Source organism: Hyphococcus sp. D3-15 (assembly GCF_055809375.1).
Window position 1 is genome coordinate 608,760 of the sequence record NZ_CM147910.1, and the last position, 19,822, is coordinate 628,581.

Here is a 19,822-nt window from a genome sequence, read left to right on the forward strand (position 1 = left end):
AACAACAGATGTTAAAGCTGCGTCCGCGACGCCCGCCGCAGAAAACGGCGCAGCGCCAGCGAAGTCGGCGGAGCCGTCAAAAGACGCGCCAGCCAACGAAGCTGTAAAAGCGTAAAACGCCTTGCGGAGGGTGAAAATTCCCTCCGCAGTCTATTTTCAGCATGCGGATATAAGCTGCCAGCGAAGGCGGCGCAGGCCTGGGCCGGCGCTTCTTTTGGGGCGGCTATTTTTTGTTCGGGCCTTTGCCGCCTTTGACGGCTTGTTTGCCGTGAAAGGTTTCAGTTACGCCTAAAGCTGTCGTCTCTGATTTTTTTGGTTTGTTCTGTTTCGGTTTTTTGGCTTCGCGGTTGCTGCGTTGCTGACCTTTGGCCATGATTTGGCGGTTCCTTTTTTACGCAGGCTCGTCGCCTGCGTGGCGCCGCGAAAAGCGCGGGCGCAGTCCATCACCCATGCGCCGTGCGGGGCGGGTTAGCAAGAGAATTTCCGCAGCCCGGCGGGCCCCTTGGTTAGTGGAAATCCAGATCCGTGATCAGCTCACGCCCGCCGGCGCCGCGCTGGACCAGCAGCAGCCGCAGTTCCTGCACCGCGCCCGCATCGATCGGCGTCATGGTCAGGGAGCCGACAATGCGCGCGTCTTCACAGACCCATTCGAAATGACCGCCAAGGCGACCGTCGGGGATCAAGGTCGCGTCAGTTTGGCACTTGCCGGCGGCTTTTTTCATCTCGGCGAGCTGTGCGTTCCATCGCGCGACGGAGCGGTCGGGAAAGAAATTGTCAGCGAAGGAAATGCCGCCGCCATTAATATCGCCCGCATCGTAGACTTTCGCGACATTTGCATAAGCAGCGAGAACGCGCTTGTCCGCCGGCGCCGGGGCGGGCCTCGCGGCGACGGCGCTGTCAGCCAGGTCAAGGGCTGCGTCCCAGGCCGGGCCGGATGTCGGCGCGTAAGTGCGGTTGGCGAAGACAAAGACGCCCAACCCAAGCTCCGGCATCATGATCACATAAGAGCCGTAACCCGGCAGGCCGCCGCCATGGGTGAGCATGAGGCCCGCCTTGCAATGGCGGCTCATCCGGAGGCCCATGGAATAGGCGGCGGACATGACGCAGCTTTGGCCGCCCTTGAGGCCGGGTGGTTGTGACGCCCCGAGAAAGTAAACGCCATCAACAACGGAGCGCACCACAGCGCGCGGGATCGGTCCTGTGTCGGCGCCGTCGCGTGCAGGCCATGCGGCCAGATACCATGCGACGAATTTGGCGTAGTCGTCCGCCGTGGTCCAAACCCCGCCGATGGAATCGAAGGCGCCGGAGCCGAGCACGGGTTCTTTGACATAATCGTTGTTCAGCCAGTGATAAGCCTCGGCCAGTTCGCTTTCGGGAATCGCCTTCATGTCGAGCGTGGTGTCATTCATGCCGAGCGGCGCCAGCAGGCGTTTGTCGAGCTGTTCAGCGAAGGACTGGCCCGAGACGTTTTCGATGATGCGGCCGATAATGGCGTAGCCGAAATTGGAATAATCATAGGCCTCGCCCGGGGCGCGCGACAATTGCGCGGCGCTGGCGAGAAAGGCGTCGAACTCTTCGGCGCTGCGCGCCAGCTGGCGGTCGGCCCAGGGATTGTCGGTGACGAAACCCGCTGTGTGATGGAGGAGATCGCGCACGGTGACCTTGCGGGAATCCGTGGTCGGATATTTGAGCGCGGCGAGCGCCGGCGCGTATTTTTCCGCCGGATCATCGAGGGAGAGTTTGCCTGCGTCCACGAGGTCGAGCACCAGCAGCGAGGTCATCATCTTCGTCATCGAGGCGATGCGGAAACGGGTCTTTGCGGTCACCGGCGCGCCGGTTTCGATATTGCGAAGGCCATAGGTTTTGAGATGCGCGAGCTTGCCGTCCGCGACCACGCCATAGACGAGGCCCGGCGCGTTGATGTCTAGCTGTGCGTCGGCGAATAACGCATCGAGATCGGCGTAGACGCCCTTTTGCGCCGCCGTGTCGCGCGCCTGCGCCGTAATCGCCGTGAAGGCTGACGTGATGACCGCCAGCACGATAAATAATCTCCGCATGAAACCCCTCGCTTATATGCCGCATCTTCGCGCATCGGGCGCGCATGCAGGACTATAGACGTTTTTGTAGGGTGATTTTGCGGTTCGTGCAGGCTCAAGCCGGGCAATAAGCGGCGGCGATGACCTGTTTTTGTCCCGGCGACTGCACGATCAGGGCGCAGCCTTCGCCGTTTTTCGGAACCGGCGCAGTCAGCTCGCCGCCCCTGCGGCGCACCACGCCAAGCTGGCGCACATCGGTCACCACATTCACTTCGTTGAACACCCGGCCGTAATTCTTGCCGCCGGTGACATGGGTGATGGCGGATTTTTTGAAGGTCACGAGATAGGCGTTGCCGCCGGCGTCGCTTTTGCCGACATCGAAGAGCACGGTGTTTTTCTCAAGGCGGGTGGTGATGTCGGCGTCGCGCGCCGGCGCGGCGGCGATCAGGGCGCTGATTTTTTCTTCATTCGCGCCGACCGTCTGCGTCTCGCCATCGACAATCACTTGCGGCGTGTAGATCGAGCTGCGCTGGCGGATATTCATATTGTAGCGCTTTTGCCGTTTGGTGTGCTCGGGGTGGGAATAGGGATCTTCCCAGCGGCCATTTTCCGAGGTGGTCATGTTCCAGTAATCCACATGCCAGGACAGGGCGACCACATCCTCGCGGGCGGCGATCTCGGGAAACAGCGCCGCTGCGGCCGGGCACATATTGCAAGCCTGGGACAAAAACAGCTCAACCAGCACCGGACGGGCGGTTTCAGCATCGTCAGCAAAGGCGGGAGCAGCCGAAAGCATGGCCGCAAGGCTGAGGCCCGCGGCGGCGATTTTGCCGTGCAAGCGGATCGAAATCCGTCGTCTAATACCCATGTCACCCTCAAGAAAGCAGATACGCGCTCTCTCCCTGCCCTTAAAATGCCGCGCACCCGGTGCGCGATCAAACCAAACTTTCTCACAAAACTGCGAGATTCGACACGACTTATAAGGAAGATTGCATCGCGCCGCTCGCCCGCCTAAATAGCGGGCTTTCGTAAATGCTGGACAAACATGACCGATCCGCGGCCAAAACAAGGAAAATCCGTCTTCATCCGCACCTATGGGTGCCAGATGAATGTCTACGACTCCGAGCGGATGGCGGGATTGCTCAAGCCCCTTGGCTATGGCGTCGCCGAGGCGCCGGAGAAGGCGGACCTTGTCATTCTCAATACATGCCATATCCGCGAAAAGGCCGCGGAGAAGGTTTATTCCGATCTTGGCCGGTTGAAGCGGGTGAAAGCCCAGCGGGCGGAAGCCGGAGCGGATATGAAGATCGCGGTGGCGGGCTGCGTCGCTCAGGCCGAGGGCGCGGAAATTACGCGCCGTGCGCCGGTGGTCGATATGGTTGTCGGCCCGCAAGCCTATCACCGCCTGCCGGAACTGATCGCCAGGGCGGCGCGCGAGCGCGGCGATGTTCTCGATACGGACTTTGCGGTGGAGGAGAAATTCGACCGGCTCGCCATGCGCGAGGCGGACGGCCCGACCGCATTCCTCACCATTCAGGAAGGCTGCGATAAATTCTGCACCTTCTGCGTGGTGCCCTATACGCGCGGCGCAGAAGTCTCGCGCAATGTGGACGGGATCATCGCCGAGGCGCGGGCGCTGGCGAGTCAGGGCGTGCGCGAAGTCACGCTGCTTGGCCAGAATGTGAACGCCTGGGCTTCTGCACCGCCGGCCGGGGTCGCGGGCGACGCCTGGGGGCTGGGCGAGCTTTGCCGGCATCTGGCGAAGATCGACGGGCTCGATCGCATCCGTTTCACCACTTCTCATCCGCGCGACATGGATGACGGGCTGATCGCCGCCTTCGCCGAAGAAGAAAAACTGATGCCTTATCTGCATCTGCCGGTGCAGGCGGGGTCGGATAAAATTCTCAAGGCGATGAATCGCGGCCATACCGGCGAGCACTACGTCAAGCTGATCGAGCGCATTCGCGCGGCAAGGCCCGATATCGCCCTTTCCGGCGACTTCATCGTTGGTTTCCCTGGCGAAACGAGTGAGGATTTTGAAGCGACAATGGCGCTTGTGGAGACGGTCGGTTACGCCTCGGCCTATTCCTTCAAATATTCACGCCGGCCCGGCACGCCGGGCGCCGCCATGCCCAAACAGGTCGCCGAAGACGAAAAGGATGGCCGGCTGGCGCGCCTGCAAGAGCTGCTGGAAAGCCAGCGCCGGGCCTTCAACGCCGCCAATATCGGCGCCGACATGCCCGTTTTGTTCGAAAAGACCGGCCGCTTTGAGGGCCAGTTGATTGGCCGCTCGCCCTATTTGCAAAGCGTTCACGTCGAGGCGCCACTATCCATGCTTGGAAAGATCGCCAAGGTGAGGATTGAAGGCGTGACGCCGAACGCGCTGGCGGGGGCGCTGCGCACCAGGGAAGAGGCTGTCGCTTGAGCGAACAACAAAAAGCCAATGGGCCTGCGGGCGAGATCGAGCATATCGACTTTGACGACAATCTTCTGGTCGCCGCGCTCTCCGGAGAACATGACGCCCATCTCTCTCTGCTGGAAAACGCGCTTGATGTGCGCATCGACCCGCGCGGCAATCGCTTTGCGGTGACCGGCGCGGAGGGCGCGCGCGCCCGCGCGATTGCGGCTTTGTCTTCGCTCTATGCAAAGCTGGCGCGCGGCGAGACGATTGGCGATGGCGATGTGCGCGCGGCGGCGAAACTCACCGAAGCGCCGGTCGCAATAGCCAGCGACGCCAGCACCGCCATTAAAACGCCGAAGCGGGTGATCAGCGCCCGCACGCCCAACCAGGCCGCTTATCTGCGCGAGCTTGCGCAGAACGATCTGGTGTTCGGCGTCGGCCCCGCCGGCACCGGCAAGACTTATCTCGCCGTCGCCCATGCAGTGAATCTGCTGCTCACCGGCAAGGTCGAGCGGATCATCCTGTCGCGTCCGGCGCTGGAGGCGGGCGAGCGCATCGGCTTCCTGCCCGGCGATCTGAAAGAAAAAGTCGATCCGTTTTTGCGCCCGCTCTATGACGCGCTTCACGATATGATGCATGCGGATTATGTGGAGCGCCGCATCGCGGCGGGCGACATCGAGATCGCGCCGATCGCTTTCATGCGCGGGCGCACCCTGTCGCGCGCGGCGGTCATTCTCGACGAGGCGCAAAACGCCACTGCGGCGCAGATGAAAATGTTCCTGACCCGTCTCGGCGAAGGCGCGCATATGGCGGTCACCGGCGATCCCAGCCAGACTGACTTGCCCGCCGGCGAGATGTCAGGCCTCGCCGATGCGCTGGGCGTTTTGGGCGGCGTCAAGGGCGTCGCGGAAGTGCGCTTTGAAGCCTCCGATGTGGTGCGTCATCCGCTCGTGGCGCGCATCATCAACGCCTATGACAAGCGCGCCCAGCGTTCCGCCCGGCCATGATCGAAGCGATTGTCGAAGATGAGGGTTGGGCCGCCAGCCTGACCGATCCGCAGGCCCTTGCGGAAGCATGCCAGCGCGCCGGCGCGGCGGCTGAGCCCGCGCTCGCCCGGGAAATCGCGCTGCTGCTTTGCGACGACGCCGCAATGACCGCGCTTAATTCGCAGTTTCGCGGTAAAAACACACCCACCAATGTGCTTTCCTTTCCGTCCGGCGAGGCGGAGGGCTTTCTTGGCGATATCGCGCTGGCGCGGGAAACCTGCCTGCGCGAGGCGGCGGAGAAAAACATTCCATTGCGCGATCACTCGGCCCATCTCATTATCCATGGCATGCTGCATCTGATCGGCTATGATCATGAGCGCGATGACGAGGCCGCCGTGATGGAGCGGCGTGAAAGCGACATCCTGCTCGCTATGGGGATCGCGGATCCTTACGGCGATGCGTGAGCATGCAAAGCCCGGGAACAAGCAATGCCCAGGAAAATGCATAGCCTGAGACAATGAAGACGACGAGAGAAGGCGGAGACGGATACAGACGATGACAGTTGAAGATGGAGACGACGAAAACGGCTTTGGCGACAGTATTATGGCGCGGCTGCGTTCCATGATTGGAAAGCCGGACCGCGCTGAAGACCTCGCCGCCGACATTGACAATGGCGGCGCGCAGAACGCCGGAACACTGTCCCATTCGCGCCGGGAAATGATCGAGCGGGTCATCGCCTTTGACGAAAAGAAAGTCTTCGATGTCATGGCGCCGCGCGCCGACATTTCCGCCGTTGATATTGAAACCCCGCTGCAGGAACTGATCCGGATGTTTTCCGAGGCGGGACATTCGCGCCTGCCGATCTATCGCGGCGATCTCGATGATCCTGTCGGCATGGTCCACATCAAGGATGTGATTGGGCTGATTGCCGATCCGACCAAACCGATCCCGGCTTCCGGGCCGATCCTCAAAACCTTGCGCCGCGATATTTTATATGTGCCGCCTTCCATGCGCGTCACTGACTTGCTGCTGAGAATGCAGGCCTCGCGCATTCATATGGGCCTTGTCATTGACGAATATGGCGGCACGGACGGGCTGGTGACGATTGAAGATCTGGTCGAGGAGATTGTCGGCGAGATCAATGACGAACATGACGATGAAGATGAATTGGTGATTTCACCGCTCGCCGGCGGCGGCTGGGATGTGGACGCCCGCGTCGAGCTTGCCGACTTCGCGGAAGAAACCGGTTTGCAGCTTGATAGCGATGATGACGAGATTGATACGGTGGGCGGCTTCGCTGTTTCGCTCGCCGGGCGCGTGCCGCAACGCGGCGAAGTCCTGTCCGGCCCGGGCGGCTTCGATCTGGAAGTGACCGAAGGCGACTCGCGCAAAGTCCGCAAGCTGCGCATTCGTCCCTCCGCAGCGGCGGTCGCCGCGGTTCCATCGCCTGCCGGCAAGGCTGCGGAGTAGCGGTCTTGAATTCATTCCTTTCCCGTGCGTCCGGGCTGCTTCTTGAGGCATCCGAGAGGTTGCGCGCGGCGACGGGATGGCGGCGCTGGCTGATCGCATTTTTTGCGGGCGTCGCCGGCGCCCTTGCCATGGCGCCGATCTATGCGCTGCCGCTATTGGCGGTCTCCTTAAGCGTCTTTGTGCTGTTGATTGACAGCGCGAAAACGCATCAGCGCCCGCGCCGCAGCGCTTTCGCCGCCGGATGGTTCTGGGGCTTCGGGTATTTTCTGGTCGGCCTGTACTGGATGGCGCTGTCATTCTTTGTGCAGGCGGATCAGTTCGCCTGGATGGCGCCCTTTGCGATGACCGGCATGCCGGCCTTTCTCGCCTTGTTCACCGGGCTTGCCGCACTCATCTGCGCGCCCTTCGACAAGACGGGCTGGGCGCGCATTGCGCTTTACGCCGCTGTCTTCGCGATGATCGAATATCTGCGCGGTCATATCCTGAGCGGGCTGCCGTGGAATTTGGCCGGGCAAGCCTTGGCGGGCAGCGCGATCGGCGCGCAGAGTGCAGCCTATTACGGTGCATACGGATTAAGCCTTGTCGCGGTGTTTCTCGCCATGGCGCCGGCGGCGGGACTGCAGGGCGGTGCCAAACCGCACGGGCTTTCCGGGCTCGCGGTTGCAATCATCGGGACCGGCGTTCTTTTTCTCATTGGCTTTTTGCGACTTGGTTTCCCGCTAACGCCGCCTTCGCCTCAAGCTTATGTGCGGATCGTGCAGCCCAACATCCCCCAGCGCGAAAAAATCGACTGGGATTTCTGGGCGAAAAATTTTGAGCGCCAGATGGAGCATTCGCGCGGGCCAAAGCCCGGTGTTGCAGACGCGCCGCTCTATATTATCTGGCCGGAAAACGGCGCGCCGCTGCTTGATGAGGCGCAAACCGCGCTCGCAGTGATCGGCGAGGACCTGCCGCAAAACACGGTGCTGATCGCGGGCACGGTGCGGCGCGAGCGTGATGGCGCGGATCAGGAGCGCTGGTATAATTCCATCGCCGTGGTCGAACAGACGCCCGCCGGCGCCGCCGTCACCGCGCATTATGACAAGTCTCATCTGGTGCCGATCGGCGAGTATCTTCCGTTTTTTGATTTCTTCCAGCGCATCGGGCTCGCGGCCCTGACGCCCTATCAGGATCAGGGGTTTTCCGCCGGGCCGGGACCGCAAACGCTGTCCGCCGGGGGAACGCGCTTCTCGCCGATGATCTGTTACGAAGCGATTTTTCCGCGCGCGTCCTATCCGCTGGACCAGCGCCCCGATTGGCTGGTGGTCGCCACCAATGACGCCTGGTTTGGCGACAGTTCCGGGCCGCGTCAGCATCTCGATATGGCGCGCCTGCGCTCTATTGAGACCGGCCTGCCCATGGCGCGCTCGGCCAATACGGGCGTTTCCGCCCTGATTGACGGCAAGGGCAGGGTGCTCGCCCGGATTCCGCTTTATCAAGCCGGAAAGATCGACGCGCCGCTGCCGCAGGCCATGCCGCGCCCGTTTTACGACCGCTTCGGCGATTGGGTCTTCTTTTTGATGTTGCTCGCCTTTTTGGGTTTTGCCCTGGCGCCCTGGCGGCCTGCGCGCGCGACCGCATAAAGCGCAACCTTTGCGGGACTAATCAATGTCCTCTATAAGGCCCCCCGAAGTGAAGACGCGGCGCCAGAAGGCCCGTGAAAGGCATGGGGAGTGCCATGACAATTCCGCAGAAAGCGGGTGAAAGCGAGCTTGCGCGCCCAAAGCGCAGCGCGCCGCATCCGATCGATGTTCATGTAGGCGCGCGGGTGAAGCTCCGCCGCATGGTGCTGGGCATGAGCCAGGACTCGCTCGGACGATCACTGGGCCTGACCTTTCAGCAAATCCAGAAATACGAAAAGGGCGTCAATCGCATCGGCGCAAGCCGGATGTTTGAGCTGTCGCAATTGCTCGACGTGCCGGTGCAGTTCTTTTTCGAAGACGCCGGCGGCGACGCTGGCGGCGGGGCGCCAGCGCCCGGTTTTGCAGAAGACTCAAGCGGCGGCACGGTGATGGATCTGATGACGTCGGCGGAAGGCGTGCAGCTTTGCCGCTATTTTTCCGGCATCAAAGACCCGGAAGTGAAGAAGCGGGTGCTGGATCTGGTGCGGTCGATCGCCGAAACCGAAGGCGGCCCGGTTTCCTGACCCTTGCATCGGCCGGGCTGAATTCTTTTCGCTTTCGGTTGGACAGAGCCGCGTGGTTTCGCTATAGCCCCACATATAAACTTTTCTTTATATGTGGGATTTATCAGCTCTATGGCGCGCCAGACTTACCTGTTCACTAGCGAAAGCGTTTCCGAAGGCCATCCTGACAAGGTGTGCGACCGCATCTCCGACGAAGTGGTCGACCTGATTTACCGTGAGGCCGAAAAGGCGGGCATGAGCCCGTGGGATGTGCGGGTCGCTTGCGAAACCCTGACCACGACCAACAAGGTCGTCATCGCCGGCGAAGTCCGCGCGCCTGAAGCGCTGATGGACGGCAAGGGCGGGGTCAAGCCGGAAGCCTTTGAACGGGTCGCGCGCGAAGCGATCAAAGCCATCGGTTACGAGCAGGACGGTTTCCATTGGAAAACCGCTGATGTTCAGGTGCTGCTGCACGGCCAGTCCGCAGACATCGCGCAAGGCGTCGACAAGGCCGCTGACGCAAACGCAGAAGGCGCGGGCGATCAGGGCATCATGTTTGGTTACGCTTGCCGCGAAACGCCGACGCTGATGCCGGCGCCGATCTATTACAGCCACAAAATTCTTGAAGACCTCGCCGCCGCGCGTCACGCCAATGAAGGCGAAGCGGGCCGTCTCGGTCCTGACGCCAAGAGCCAGGTCACCGTGCGCTACCGCGACGGCAAGCCGGTGGAGATCACGTCGATCGTGTTGTCGACGCAGCATCTCGACCCGACATGGAATTCCGCCAAGGTGCGCGAAGTGGTCGAGCCTTACATCCGCAAATCCGTCGAGGGTCTGCCGATCGCCGCTGATTGCGCATGGCATGTGAACCCGACCGGCAAATTCGTCATTGGCGGACCGGATGGCGATGCGGGCCTGACCGGCCGCAAGATCATCGTCGACACTTATGGCGGTGCGGCCCCCCATGGCGGCGGCGCCTTCTCCGGCAAGGACACCACCAAGGTCGACCGTTCGGCGGCTTACGCCTCGCGCTATCTTGCGAAAAACGTTGTCGCCGCAGGCCTTGCCGACCGCTGCACGATCCAGCTTTCCTATGCAATCGGCGTCGCCCAGCCCTTGTCGGTCTATGTTGACCTGCACGGCACCGGCAAGGTCGAGGAAGAAGCCCTTGAGCGGGTGCTCGGCGAAGTGATGGATCTGTCGCCATCGGGCATTCGCCGTCAGCTCGATCTTAACAAGCCGGTTTATGCGCGCTCGGCTGCTTACGGCCATTTCGGCCGAGAGCCCGATGCGGAAGGCGGCTTCTCCTGGGAGAAGACGGACCTCGTTGATGCGCTGAAAAAAGCCTTCGCATAAAAAACGTCTTTACGCGCGAAAAGCGCGCTCTAGATTTCATCGCGCCGCGCGGGTTTGCCCCGCGCGGCGTTTTTTATGGGTGACTTATGCAGGCGAGCCTCTGGCACATGATTGCGCCGATCATTCTTCTGTCGCTGTCAAACGTCTTTATGACTTTCGCCTGGTACGGCCATCTGAAGGTCAAGGCGGCGCCCTTGTTCCTGATCATTCTGGCGAGTTGGGGCATCGCCTTTTTTGAGTATTGCCTCGCGGTTCCGGCGAACCGGATCGGTCATGGGGTCTATTCGGCGGCGGAGCTGAAAACCGTGCAGGAAGTCATCACGCTGGTGGTCTTCGCGGGGTTTTCCGCGCTTTATCTGCAAGAACCCCTGACCCTTAAACAGATTGCGGGCTTTGCGCTGATCGCCTGCGGCGCGGGGCTGGTGTTTTTCAAGGGGTGAGGGCGGCGAATAAAATCTGCGTTGCGCGGCGGCGGACAGAGGATTATTTTCGCACCGGCAAGCGCATGAGACGATGCAGACGCCTGCATTTCCGCTTGCCCGGGCAATGCCTGGAACAGAAAGCAACATCATGAAAGCGATTACGACGACATTGCTCCGTAAGGGAGCGATCAGCCTTGCAATAGCGGCGGCTGCGGCGGCTTGCGCCGCCTCCGGCCCATCCTCTTCGGCGAAAACAGTGGTGATTGATCCAAACGCGAGCTTTCTTACGATGATCAACGTTCTGACGCCCGCCCCCGGCAAACAGGACGAGGCGATCCGCCTTTTGCAGGCCGGAATGGAAAAAGAAATGAGCCTTCAGCCGGGGTTCCTCTCATCGAGCATTCACAAAAGCCTGAACAGCGAAAATGTCGTTGTCTACGCGCAGTGGAAAGACCAGGCGTCGGTGGATGCGGCGGTTAAAGTCATTCAGGGCGGCGGCGCGCCGAATATGGCTGAAGTGTTCTCCGTCGCGCAGCCGGAATACCATCCCTATAAGGTTGTGTCGGTGCATCTGGCGCAAAGCGACGCTGACTAAAGCAGCGTTGACAAAGCCGCATTAGATTTGCGGCTTTCAGTTTTGCAGGCTGATTAACTATGGTCCGCGCCTTTCGGGGCTTGGCGGTGGACCATAGCCTTGCGCACCCGTCTGCTCATTCGCTAAGGACGCGGGATTATGAGCGAAGACAAATACATCCCCCGCCTTTATGGCCGCCAGATCGACAAGCCGCTGCGCGAGCGTCAGGCGCAGTTGATGCGCGAGCTGTTGCCGCGCCTCGCCGTACCGATGACCAACAAGATCGATCTTGCGGCGCTTTTTCCGCAGGCGGAGGAATATCAGCTTGAAGTCGGCTTTGGCGGCGGCGAGCATCTCGCCTGGCAGGCGGCGCATCATCCCAAAACCGGCTTCATCGGCGCCGAGCCTTTCATCAATGGGGTCGCAAAGCTGCTGACCCATATTGACGAAGGCGGACTGGAAAATGTGCGCGTCCATCATGATGATGCGCGCCCTTTGATCGAGGCGCTGCCGGATGCGTCGCTGTCGCGCATCTATGTGCTGCATCCCGATCCGTGGCCGAAAAAGCGTCACCATAAACGGCGGATGATTTCCCCGTGGTTCTTCACCGAAGCGGCGCGGCTGATCAAACCCGGCGGCGAATTGCGGGTGGCGTCCGACATTCGCGATTACATCCGCTGGACCTTGATGCATGCACAACATGCGCCTGACTTTGAATGGACGGCGGCGCGCGCGGCGGACTGGCAAGACCGGCCCGATGACTGGCCGCAGACCCGCTATGAGGCGAAGTCCCTGCGCGAGGGGCGGACGCCGGCCTATCTGATCTTTCGCCGGAAATAAGCTTCGTCGCACATCAGGCCCGGCTTACGGAGTTTTGACTTGCGCGCCATGGCGGCGCCGGGACAAATGCGGACATGTTGAAATCCATCTCCCGCCTTGTGCTGCTCGCCCTCATGCTGGCGCTGCCCGCCTGCACCAAGTTGACAATCGCATGGACCGATCTTGAACCTGCCGGCGACGCCGCAACGCCGCCGGTCATGGCCGTCTTTGCGGGCGCGCCGCCGGTGACGACGCCGGACCAATGGCGCGATCAGCGCGCGCCGGCCTTGCGCGAAGCCTTGCAGCGCGAGGTTTACGGCTACATGCCCGACGCCGCGAAGACGGAGGTGATTTCGCACAAGGTGATCAATCCGTCGGCCTTTGGCGGCAAGGCGGTGCTGGAAGAATACCAGCTCGCGGTCACCGCGACCTTCAACGCCGTGGCGGTGGAGACGAAGGGCGCCGATGAAAGCGTCGGCTTCATCATGGATGTGGCGTTGCCGAAAAATGCGGCGGGTCCGACGCCGATCATCCTGATGGAGACCTTCTGCAGTCGCTGGAACACCTTGCCTGACGCGGCGGTCGCCGGCGCGCCGGAGGAAATGAAACAGGGCGGCGGCGTCATGAATTATGTCTTTGGCCGCTATATCTGCACGCCGCCGGTCGAGGCGATCCTCGATGCGGGCTATGGAATCGCGACGATCTTCCCGAGCGAAATCATTCCCGACAGCAAAGAAGACGGCCTGGCGCAATTGCGCCGCCTGTCTGCGGGCCATGAAGACGACGACACGCGCTGGGGCGCCATTGCGGCCTGGGGCTGGGCGTTTTCACGCATGACCGACGTGCTGGCGGAAGATCCGCGCATCGATCAGGACGCGATCATCACCTGGGGGCATTCGCGATACGCCAAAGCCGCCCTGGTCGCCGCCGCTTTTGACGACCGCATTGACGGCGTGATCGCGCATCAATCGGGCACAGGCGGCGCCTCGCTCAATCGCAACAAGAAGGGCGAAAGCGTCAAAGCGATCACCAAGGGCTACCCCCATTGGTTTTCGCAGTATTATGCCGCCATGGCCGGGCGCGAAGAGGAGATGAGCACCGACCAGCATGCGCTGCTGGCGCTGATTGCGCCGCGCCCCGTGCTGCTGGGCAATGCGCGCCGCGATGTCTGGTCAGACCCTAATGGCGCGTTTCGCGCGGCGATGGGCGCCGATGCGGCCTATGAATTGCTGGGCGGCGCGGGACTGGAACAGGCGCGGCTCGATGATTGGCGCCCAGACGCGGATATCGCCTTCTGGATTCGCCCCGGCACGCATGGGGTGGTTGAAGAAGACTGGCCGGCCTTTTTGCAGTTTCTGGACGCGCATTTTCCTTCCGCGCGGTGATGCGCGCGCTTTCGAGCGCGGCGAAAAGACCGCGACATGACGGCCGGAAAGCACTGGAAATTGACAAGGCTTGCAGGCGATAATCGCGCTGGCGCATCATTTGCAACGGGCGGCGATGCGGAGCGTTTCGGGGAGACCATTGGGTGATGACGGTGAATAACGGAATGGAAGCGGATCTGGCGCGCCTCGACGCCTTTGCGGCGGAGCGCCGGGCCGATTACGAAAATGGCGATCCGTTTCCCCATATCGCATTGGATGATTTCATTCACCGCGATGTGCTCGATGGCGTGCTCGCCGAAGTGGAGGCGCGCGACGCGGCGCAGTGGTCGGATATGAGCGATCGCTATCAGAAAAAATCCGCGCTCAATTCGACCCGCCTGATGGGGCCGAAAACCCGCGCGCTGGTGCAATTCCTGAACGGTCAGGAAGTCATCATGTTCCTGGAAAAGCTGACCGGCATTGAAGGGCTGGTGCCCGACCCGCTGCTGGCGGGCGGCGGCTTGCATGAATTGCGTCCCGGCGGATTTCTCGGCGTGCATGCGGATTTCAATTTTCAAAAACACATGCGCCTTGATCGCCGCATCAATCTTCTCGTTTATCTCAACAAGGATTGGGATGAAGATTGGGGCGGCAATCTGGAGCTGTGGGACACCTCGATGAAAACATGCGTCAAACGCTATGCGCCACTGTTTAATCGCTGCGTGATTTTCAACACCACGGATAAAAGCTTTCACGGCAATCCGCAGCCGGTGGCGACGCCGGATGGACGCATTCGCCGATCCATCGCCATGTATTATTACACCAATGGCCGCCCCGAGACGGAAGTCTCCGACGCGCATATGACGAATTTCCAATATCGTCCGGGTGAAGCGAGCGCCATGGAGCGCAGCAAACGCACCTTGAAAAAATTCGTGCCGCCGATCATTTCCGAATGGCTCGAAAACCGCCGCAACTAGACCTCCCGACATAAAAACGCCGCCGACGCTATCCAGGGAAGGGAGCGCGCCGGCGGCTGCGAAGGGGGTGGGCGTTAGTCACCGCGCCTCCGCATAGGACGCGCCCGTCTGGCGGGCGTGATAGGCGGTCAGCTCCGGCGCAGCCACATTAGCGACCGCTTGCGCCACCAGATCGTCGCGGCAGGCGCGGATGGATCTCGGCGCCACCGAAGTCATCGCGGTGCGCCGATGCAACTGGCGGCAATGAATTTGCGCGTCCCGCATAAAACCCGCGTAAATTTCTTCGACTGGCGCATCGCGATCGAAATGCAGCACGATTTTGACTTTTTCTTCCTCCGCCAGCGCCGGTGCGGCGGCTGCAGCGCAGGCGGTGAAGGCGAAAGCGGCGATGACGGTTTTCAGCTTGGGTTTGCTCATTTGTGTCTCCTGTTCCTGGGCGGACTGTCCGCGATGGGTGATGCGCAAAGCCTTGCGTGAACGCCGCAAAACGTCCTGATCGCGCGCTGAGGTTTTCGCGATGGATTTCTTAAGCCTTGAAAAGGCGCGGTAATTTTCAAAAAAGAGCGAGCGGAAACGCCGTTCCTGTGTTAGGAATGCTTCCATCCAGGGACGTTCATAAGCCGTCGCACAACACGCCGCGCCGGCCATCGATCACAGGGGAGATGCGATCCGTGTCTGGCATCCCGGAATCGGCCTTGTCCCAGACGCCGCCGCGCCGGCCCTTTATGGCGGGCGGCGTCACCGTCTTTGCGGCGCGCAATCTGCTCGTCAAAGACGGCGCGGAAATGCGGCTAGAGCCGAAAGTCATGGATCTTCTTTGCGCGCTGGCGGCGAGGCCCGGCGGGGTGATGGCGCGCGAGGCGCTGATCGAGGCTGTGTGGGGCGTTGAATTTGGCGGCGATGAAAGCCTGTCGCGCGCCATATCGCTTCTGCGCAAGGCGTTCAAGGATCTGGGTGAAGACGCAGAAATCGTGGAGACCGTGCCCAAGCGCGGCTATCGTTTCGTCGCGCCGGTGGCGGACGCGCCGCCGAGCGCCGCCGCCGAGATTTCTCCGTCTCAACCGGCGCCTCGTGCGGCGAAGGATGAACCGCGAGAAAGCCTTGCCCGGATATTTGTGACGCGGCGCCGGGCGATCTTCGCCGCTTTGGCCGCGGCGTCGCTCGCGGTCATATTGCTGGCGCCGCGTTTTTTGCGCCGGCGCCGGTCAAGCCGCTCGCCTCTGTTGTGGTGATCCCGTTCACAAATCTCAGCCCGCAAGAAGCGCAGGATTATTTTGCGCTCGGCGTGTCCGATGAAATCAGATCGACCTTGTCGCGGATACAAGACCTCAACGTCACCGGCCGCATCTCATCGCAAACTTACGGCGATGGCGCTGCGACGCTTACGCAGATCGGTGAAGCGCTGAATGTCGCCTATGTGCTTGACGGCACCGTGCGGTCGAGCGGCGGGCGCGTGCGCATCGCCGCTGAGCTGCTTGAAGCAAAGACGGGCTACGAAATCTGGTCGCAAAGTTACGATCACGAGCTGACGGCGGAAAATCTGTTCGGCATTCAAAAAGACATCGCCATGTCGGTCGCGGGCGCCTTGTCTATCGCGCTCGATGTTGAGCGTCTTGATGTGCTTGTCGGCGCCGGGACCGACAATCTCGAAGCCTATGAGCAATATTTGCGCGGGCTCGCCACCACGCGCACCACATTCGGGCCTAGGGCGGAAGCGGTGGCGTTTTTTCAGCGCGCCGTGGAGCTTGATCCGGAATATGGCGCGGCCTGGGCGCAACTGGCGCTGGCGACGGGAGTTCAATCCTACGCGACAGGCGTCAGCGCGGAAATCCGGCGCGTGCAAAAGGAAGGACGCGAAATGGCGGAGCGCGCGGTTGCGATCGATCCTAACGCCGCCGCATCGCATTCCGTGCTCGCCTCGTTTCTCTGGTCGGGAGGCGATTGGGTCGCCGCGGCGAAGGCGAATGAGCGGGCGCGCGAGCTTGGCCAGAATAATTTGACCCTGCTGGGCGACGGGATGTTCTTCTTGCGCTGCGGGCGGCTAGATGACTCGCTGGCCGCGTTGCATCGCGCCGTCGAGCTTGACCCTTTGAGCGTTACCTTGCGCGCGCGCATTCCTTTTGTGTGGGTGTTGCAGGGGCGGGTCGAGGAGTCCGAAGCGCTCATGGAAGAACTGGCGCCGCAGTTTTTTTCGCCGACAATGCAAGGCTATTCCCGCTGGCAACACAGCATCAACAAGAATGATCCGCCGGAGGTGTTGCGCGAAAAATTCGCAGCATTGGTCGAGATGGCGCCGCCCGAAACAGCGGATTTTTACGCGGAGCTGGCGATGGTGCTTCACGACCGTCCCGCTGCGCGGACGCTGTTGCGCGAGAATTATGTAAGGCTGTTTGAGACCTATCCGTCGGTGGGAGAGGATATGGCGCAGATCGCCGGATATCTCGGCGATCCGGAACTTGCGCTCGACATCGCCAGACGCGAAACGGACCGCAATTTGCAGTTGATATTTTTTTCTGGCGGCCGGTGCTGGCCGATATGCGCCGGCTTGATGGGTTCAAGGATCTGGTGCGCGACATCGGGCTTGTCGAATATTGGCGCGCTTATGAATGGCCGGATTTTTGCCGGCCATTGGGAGAGGATGATTTCACCTGCCGGTGATTGCTTTAGCGCTCTTTGATCCGCGCGGGCGCGCCGACCGCCAGCGCGCCGGGCGGCACGTCGCTCAGCACCACTGAATTCGCGCCAATGACCGCGCCGTCGCCGATCCGGATATGACCGAGCAGCACCGCGCCGACGCCGATATCGACGCCATTGCCGATTATCGGTTTGCCGTTGAGGTCCCTCTTGCTCTTGACGCCGAAGGTTGTGTTCTGACGGATGGTGACGTCATCGCCGATAGAGCGGGCGACCAAAATCATGCCGCCGAAATGTTCCAGCGTCACCCGGCGGCCGACCTTCACCGTATACGGAATATCAATGCCGCAGGTCATCTGCACCCATTTGCGCCATACCCGATAGAGCAGCGTTAAGGGCGCGCGCAGTAATTTCGGTTTGACGCCCATGCGCCAATTGCCGAAGCGATGATTGAACAGCGCCCAGAAGCCCTGCGCCCAGAAGCCTTCTTCCTGTGCGCGCATATCCTCTGCGACCAGCGCCCAATAGCCGATATCCGCCGGGTTTTCATTGGTTTCGCCGCGCGGCAAGGGCGGGGCGCTGGCGTCTGTCGTTGCGTCGCTCACTTTGCGTCGCCTCCTTGCATGTTCACCCTGATGAACTGGCGAATATTGGCGAGAATAGCGGATGCGTCCTTGCCGGTCACCACGCGCTTGCCCGCATGCAGCAGCGAGCCCGCAAGCCAGCCGATATCGGCGAGAAATCCATAGACGCGCCCGTGATTGGTGCGGAAATAATGGCTGCGAGAGTGAAACCAGTAGGCGGGCGAGACCTGATCTTTTGTCTTGCCGTCGGTGACGCCGCTCGACTGACCGACCAGATGAACCGCGCGGGCGTCATGCACATACCAGGTCTGCCAGCCGGCGCGCCTGGCGCGCAGCATGAAGTCGGTTTCTTCGTAATAGAGGAAATAGGCTTCATCGAAGAGGCCGATCTCGTCAAAGACCTCGCGGCGGATCAGCGCCGCGGCGCCGCAGATCCAGTCTTCCTCATAGGTTTCGTCGCGCTGCGGCGGCGCAATAATCTGTTTGCTGAATAGTTTGTAGAACAGCCCGGTCTGCGAGCTGTTGGCGAATTCCCCCAGCGCGGTGAAATAGCGAAAGGCGGAAATCTGCGGCTCGCCGTCTTCGCCTTCCAGCTTGGCGCCGGCTATCCCCGCCTGGCTGTGGGCGCTCATAAAGTCGACGAGCGTTTTCAGCATGCCGGGGCGCGGATAGGCGTCGGGGTTCAGCAGGAACACAAAGTCCGCCGGCGTTTCTTCGGTGAGGATTTCGCGCAGGGCGGCGTTGTTGCCTTTTGCAAAGCCGCCATTTTCGCGCTCTGGCATGAAGCAGACTTGCTCATCCAGATGCTTGTCGCGAACAAAGGCTGCGAGCTTTTCCGCGTCGCCCTCGGGCGAGGCGTTGTCGACAATATAAATTTTCGAGCCGGGAAACGCCGCCTGCTCCGTCAGCATGGCGTCCAGATGGGCGATGATCAGATCCGCCGCGCGGTAATTGACGATGATCGTCGCAATGCGCGGCGTTGTTGTCTCGGCGCTCATGATTTGTACTCGATGAGGCGCGCTCTGGCCCCGGTCATGCGGTTAAGATGATATTTCAACACGCCTTGGGCTTCGGCGAATTTGCCGAGGGTCAGCAAGGTCGCATCGCCCCAGTCAAAAGCCGAACCGCCCCGCGCGAGCGCGATGCGTGCGATCTGCAACGGATATATCAGCAAGCCCAGCAGCGCCGCCGGGTGAACGAGGAGCGCCGCCAGCAATGCAGCGGGCGCAAAGGCCGACCATAAAAGCGCGCGCCGCGCCTCCGCCGCCCAGATGCGTTTTGGCGATGCTTTATGCAGCGTTGAAACTTCCGCATAAGCATGACCGGCGCGCATGGCGCGCTTCCACCATTGCGAGAGCCTGGTGATCGCGGCGTCATGGCGGGTCATTTCTTCATCGAGGCGCATGATGCGAAAACCCTGTTCGCGCATCCGCAAACACAGTTCCGGTTCCTCGCCGGCGATCAGCGTATCGTTAAAGCCGCGCACGGCCTCAAACGCCGCAACGCGCATCAGCGCATCGCCGCCGCAAGCGTCAGCGTCGCCGATCGGCGTCGCCCATTCCCGGTCGCATTGCGCATTGAACAGGCTGGCTTCGGGAAATTTTTCACGGCGCCGGCCGCAGGCGGCGGCGACGTCCGCATGGGCGGAAAGAAAGGCGGCGGCGCGGGTGATCCATTCCGGCGCCAATTCGCAATCGCCATCGACAAACTGAACGTAAGCCGGCGCCGCTGTCTGGGTCAGGCGCGCGAAACCGGCATTGCGCGCGCGCGCGGCGGTGAAGGGCTGGCTCATATCGAGGGCGACCACCTCCGCCCCATGGGCGCGGGCCGCGGCGACGCTGTCATCGGTGGAGCCTGAATCAACATAAACGATGGGGTGTGCGCGCCCGAGCGAGTTCAGGCAGGCGACCAGCCGCGCGCCTTCATTGCGGCCGATAATGACCACGCCAACCGTCGTCTCGTCGTTAATATTTTGCTGATCGTTCATATGCGTCCCGTTCATACATGGACGCAATTTTCGTGCAAGAAGGGTTAA

Annotated in this window: 21 protein-coding genes; 14 read left to right on the forward strand and 7 right to left on the reverse strand. The window is 61.4% G+C overall.

Annotated features, from left to right (window positions below):
* Positions 1-223: 223 nt before the first annotated feature.
* The 3 genes from AC0L8G_RS03165 to AC0L8G_RS03175 form a co-directional block, all read right to left on the reverse strand.
* Positions 224-373 carry a hypothetical protein gene (locus tag AC0L8G_RS03165; protein ID WP_473386714.1) on the reverse strand — a complete coding sequence of 50 codons (150 nt, stop codon included), beginning with the start codon at positions 371-373 and terminating at the stop codon, positions 224-226.
* A 133-nt stretch (positions 374-506) separates the two neighbouring features.
* Complete coding sequence (locus AC0L8G_RS03170) at positions 507-2,057, reverse strand: serine hydrolase domain-containing protein (protein WP_473386716.1); 1,551 nt, start codon at positions 2,055-2,057, stop codon at positions 507-509.
* A gap of 94 nt (positions 2,058-2,151) precedes the next feature.
* On the reverse strand, positions 2,152-2,904 hold the full coding sequence (locus tag AC0L8G_RS03175; protein WP_473386717.1) for a DUF1223 domain-containing protein: 753 nt from the start codon (positions 2,902-2,904) through the stop codon (positions 2,152-2,154).
* Between the two features lie 177 nt (positions 2,905-3,081).
* On the opposite strand from AC0L8G_RS03175, the gene miaB reads away from it, so the two are divergent.
* The 12 genes from miaB (at position 3,082) to AC0L8G_RS03235 (ending at position 14,569) form a co-directional block, all read left to right on the forward strand.
* Positions 3,082-4,461, forward strand: coding sequence for a tRNA (N6-isopentenyl adenosine(37)-C2)-methylthiotransferase MiaB (gene miaB, locus AC0L8G_RS03180; protein WP_473386719.1), 1,380 nt, complete (start codon positions 3,082-3,084; stop codon positions 4,459-4,461).
* Positions 4,458-5,444 (forward strand): PhoH family protein, encoded by a 987-nt coding sequence (locus tag AC0L8G_RS03185; RefSeq protein WP_473386720.1) that lies wholly within the window; start codon positions 4,458-4,460, stop codon positions 5,442-5,444. The genes miaB and AC0L8G_RS03185 overlap by 4 nt, the downstream gene beginning before the upstream one ends.
* On the forward strand, positions 5,441-5,887 hold the full coding sequence (gene ybeY, locus AC0L8G_RS03190; protein ID WP_473386722.1) for an rRNA maturation RNase YbeY: 447 nt from the start codon (positions 5,441-5,443) through the stop codon (positions 5,885-5,887). The genes AC0L8G_RS03185 and ybeY overlap by 4 nt, the downstream gene beginning before the upstream one ends.
* A 91-nt stretch (positions 5,888-5,978) precedes the next feature.
* Positions 5,979-6,893 (forward strand): hemolysin family protein, encoded by a 915-nt coding sequence (locus AC0L8G_RS03195; protein ID WP_473386723.1) that lies wholly within the window; start codon positions 5,979-5,981, stop codon positions 6,891-6,893.
* A gap of 5 nt (positions 6,894-6,898) precedes the next feature.
* Positions 6,899-8,515 (forward strand): apolipoprotein N-acyltransferase, encoded by a 1,617-nt coding sequence (gene lnt / locus AC0L8G_RS03200; RefSeq protein ID WP_473386724.1) that lies wholly within the window; start codon positions 6,899-6,901, stop codon positions 8,513-8,515.
* Positions 8,516-8,610: 95 nt separating this feature from the next.
* Positions 8,611-9,078, forward strand: coding sequence for a helix-turn-helix domain-containing protein (locus AC0L8G_RS03205; RefSeq protein ID WP_473386726.1), 468 nt, complete (start codon positions 8,611-8,613; stop codon positions 9,076-9,078).
* A 111-nt stretch (positions 9,079-9,189) separates the two neighbouring features.
* Positions 9,190-10,413, forward strand: coding sequence for a methionine adenosyltransferase (gene metK / locus AC0L8G_RS03210; protein WP_473386728.1), 1,224 nt, complete (start codon positions 9,190-9,192; stop codon positions 10,411-10,413).
* 86 nt (positions 10,414-10,499) lie between these two features.
* On the forward strand, positions 10,500-10,853 hold the full coding sequence (locus AC0L8G_RS03215; RefSeq protein ID WP_473386730.1) for a DMT family protein: 354 nt from the start codon (positions 10,500-10,502) through the stop codon (positions 10,851-10,853).
* Between the two features lie 130 nt (positions 10,854-10,983).
* On the forward strand, positions 10,984-11,430 hold the full coding sequence (locus tag AC0L8G_RS03220; RefSeq protein ID WP_473386732.1) for an antibiotic biosynthesis monooxygenase family protein: 447 nt from the start codon (positions 10,984-10,986) through the stop codon (positions 11,428-11,430).
* Positions 11,431-11,568: 138 nt separating this feature from the next.
* Positions 11,569-12,249 (forward strand): tRNA (guanosine(46)-N7)-methyltransferase TrmB, encoded by a 681-nt coding sequence (trmB, locus tag AC0L8G_RS03225; RefSeq protein WP_473386733.1) that lies wholly within the window; start codon positions 11,569-11,571, stop codon positions 12,247-12,249.
* Between the two features lie 74 nt (positions 12,250-12,323).
* Positions 12,324-13,613 carry a glucuronyl esterase domain-containing protein gene (locus tag AC0L8G_RS03230; protein WP_473386735.1) on the forward strand — a complete coding sequence of 430 codons (1,290 nt, stop codon included), beginning with the start codon at positions 12,324-12,326 and terminating at the stop codon, positions 13,611-13,613.
* Positions 13,614-13,759: 146 nt separating this feature from the next.
* The gene (locus AC0L8G_RS03235) at positions 13,760-14,569 is read left to right on the forward strand and encodes a 2OG-Fe(II) oxygenase (protein ID WP_473386737.1); all 810 of its coding nucleotides are present in this window, start codon (positions 13,760-13,762) and stop codon (positions 14,567-14,569) included.
* A gap of 78 nt (positions 14,570-14,647) precedes the next feature.
* Here AC0L8G_RS03235 and AC0L8G_RS03240 read toward each other — a convergent pair whose 3' ends face one another.
* Positions 14,648-14,986, reverse strand: a complete 339-nt coding sequence (locus AC0L8G_RS03240) for a hypothetical protein (RefSeq protein ID WP_473386738.1) — start codon at positions 14,984-14,986, stop codon at positions 14,648-14,650.
* A gap of 254 nt (positions 14,987-15,240) precedes the next feature.
* Between AC0L8G_RS03240 and AC0L8G_RS03245 the strand changes: the two genes are divergently transcribed.
* Entirely contained in the window at positions 15,241-15,801 is a 561-nt protein-coding gene (locus AC0L8G_RS03245; protein WP_473386740.1) for a winged helix-turn-helix domain-containing protein, read from the forward strand.
* Positions 15,795-17,246 carry a tetratricopeptide repeat protein gene (locus AC0L8G_RS03250; RefSeq protein WP_473386742.1) on the forward strand — a complete coding sequence of 484 codons (1,452 nt, stop codon included), beginning with the start codon at positions 15,795-15,797 and terminating at the stop codon, positions 17,244-17,246. Before AC0L8G_RS03245 ends, AC0L8G_RS03250 begins: the two co-directional genes overlap by 7 nt.
* Here the strand turns inward: AC0L8G_RS03250 and AC0L8G_RS03255 are convergent.
* The 3 genes from AC0L8G_RS03255 to AC0L8G_RS03265 are packed head-to-tail and all read right to left on the reverse strand — an operon-like array spanning position 17,233 to position 19,774.
* Positions 17,233-17,808, reverse strand: coding sequence for a serine O-acetyltransferase (locus tag AC0L8G_RS03255; RefSeq protein WP_473386743.1), 576 nt, complete (start codon positions 17,806-17,808; stop codon positions 17,233-17,235). The genes AC0L8G_RS03250 and AC0L8G_RS03255 overlap by 14 nt on opposite strands.
* Positions 17,805-18,785, reverse strand: a complete 981-nt coding sequence (locus tag AC0L8G_RS03260; RefSeq protein WP_473386744.1) for a glycosyltransferase family 2 protein — start codon at positions 18,783-18,785, stop codon at positions 17,805-17,807. Before AC0L8G_RS03260 ends, AC0L8G_RS03255 begins: the two co-directional genes overlap by 4 nt.
* Positions 18,782-19,774 (reverse strand): glycosyltransferase family 2 protein, encoded by a 993-nt coding sequence (locus tag AC0L8G_RS03265; protein WP_473386745.1) that lies wholly within the window; start codon positions 19,772-19,774, stop codon positions 18,782-18,784. Before AC0L8G_RS03265 ends, AC0L8G_RS03260 begins: the two co-directional genes overlap by 4 nt.
* Positions 19,775-19,822: the final 48 nt, after the last annotated feature.

Coding starts and splice junctions, on each gene's coding strand:
- AC0L8G_RS03170 (WP_473386716.1), bottom strand. CDS start 2,057: ATGCGGAGATTATTTATCGTGCTGGCGGTCATCACGTCAGCCTTCACG.
- AC0L8G_RS03260 (WP_473386744.1), bottom strand. CDS start 18,785: ATGAGCGCCGAGACAACAACGCCGCGCATTGCGACGATCATCGTCAAT.
- AC0L8G_RS03265 (WP_473386745.1), bottom strand. CDS start 19,774: ATGAACGATCAGCAAAATATTAACGACGAGACGACGGTTGGCGTGGTC.
- AC0L8G_RS03235 (WP_473386737.1), top strand. CDS start 13,760: ATGACGGTGAATAACGGAATGGAAGCGGATCTGGCGCGCCTCGACGCC.
- trmB (WP_473386733.1), top strand. CDS start 11,569: ATGAGCGAAGACAAATACATCCCCCGCCTTTATGGCCGCCAGATCGAC.
- AC0L8G_RS03220 (WP_473386732.1), top strand. CDS start 10,984: ATGAAAGCGATTACGACGACATTGCTCCGTAAGGGAGCGATCAGCCTT.
- metK (WP_473386728.1), top strand. CDS start 9,190: ATGGCGCGCCAGACTTACCTGTTCACTAGCGAAAGCGTTTCCGAAGGC.
- AC0L8G_RS03205 (WP_473386726.1), top strand. CDS start 8,611: ATGACAATTCCGCAGAAAGCGGGTGAAAGCGAGCTTGCGCGCCCAAAG.
- AC0L8G_RS03175 (WP_473386717.1), bottom strand. CDS start 2,904: ATGGGTATTAGACGACGGATTTCGATCCGCTTGCACGGCAAAATCGCC.
- AC0L8G_RS03195 (WP_473386723.1), top strand. CDS start 5,979: ATGACAGTTGAAGATGGAGACGACGAAAACGGCTTTGGCGACAGTATT.
- miaB (WP_473386719.1), top strand. CDS start 3,082: ATGACCGATCCGCGGCCAAAACAAGGAAAATCCGTCTTCATCCGCACC.
- AC0L8G_RS03230 (WP_473386735.1), top strand. CDS start 12,324: ATGTTGAAATCCATCTCCCGCCTTGTGCTGCTCGCCCTCATGCTGGCG.
- AC0L8G_RS03240 (WP_473386738.1), bottom strand. CDS start 14,986: ATGAGCAAACCCAAGCTGAAAACCGTCATCGCCGCTTTCGCCTTCACC.
- AC0L8G_RS03215 (WP_473386730.1), top strand. CDS start 10,500: ATGCAGGCGAGCCTCTGGCACATGATTGCGCCGATCATTCTTCTGTCG.
- ybeY (WP_473386722.1), top strand. CDS start 5,441: ATGATCGAAGCGATTGTCGAAGATGAGGGTTGGGCCGCCAGCCTGACC.
- AC0L8G_RS03165 (WP_473386714.1), bottom strand. CDS start 373: ATGGCCAAAGGTCAGCAACGCAGCAACCGCGAAGCCAAAAAACCGAAA.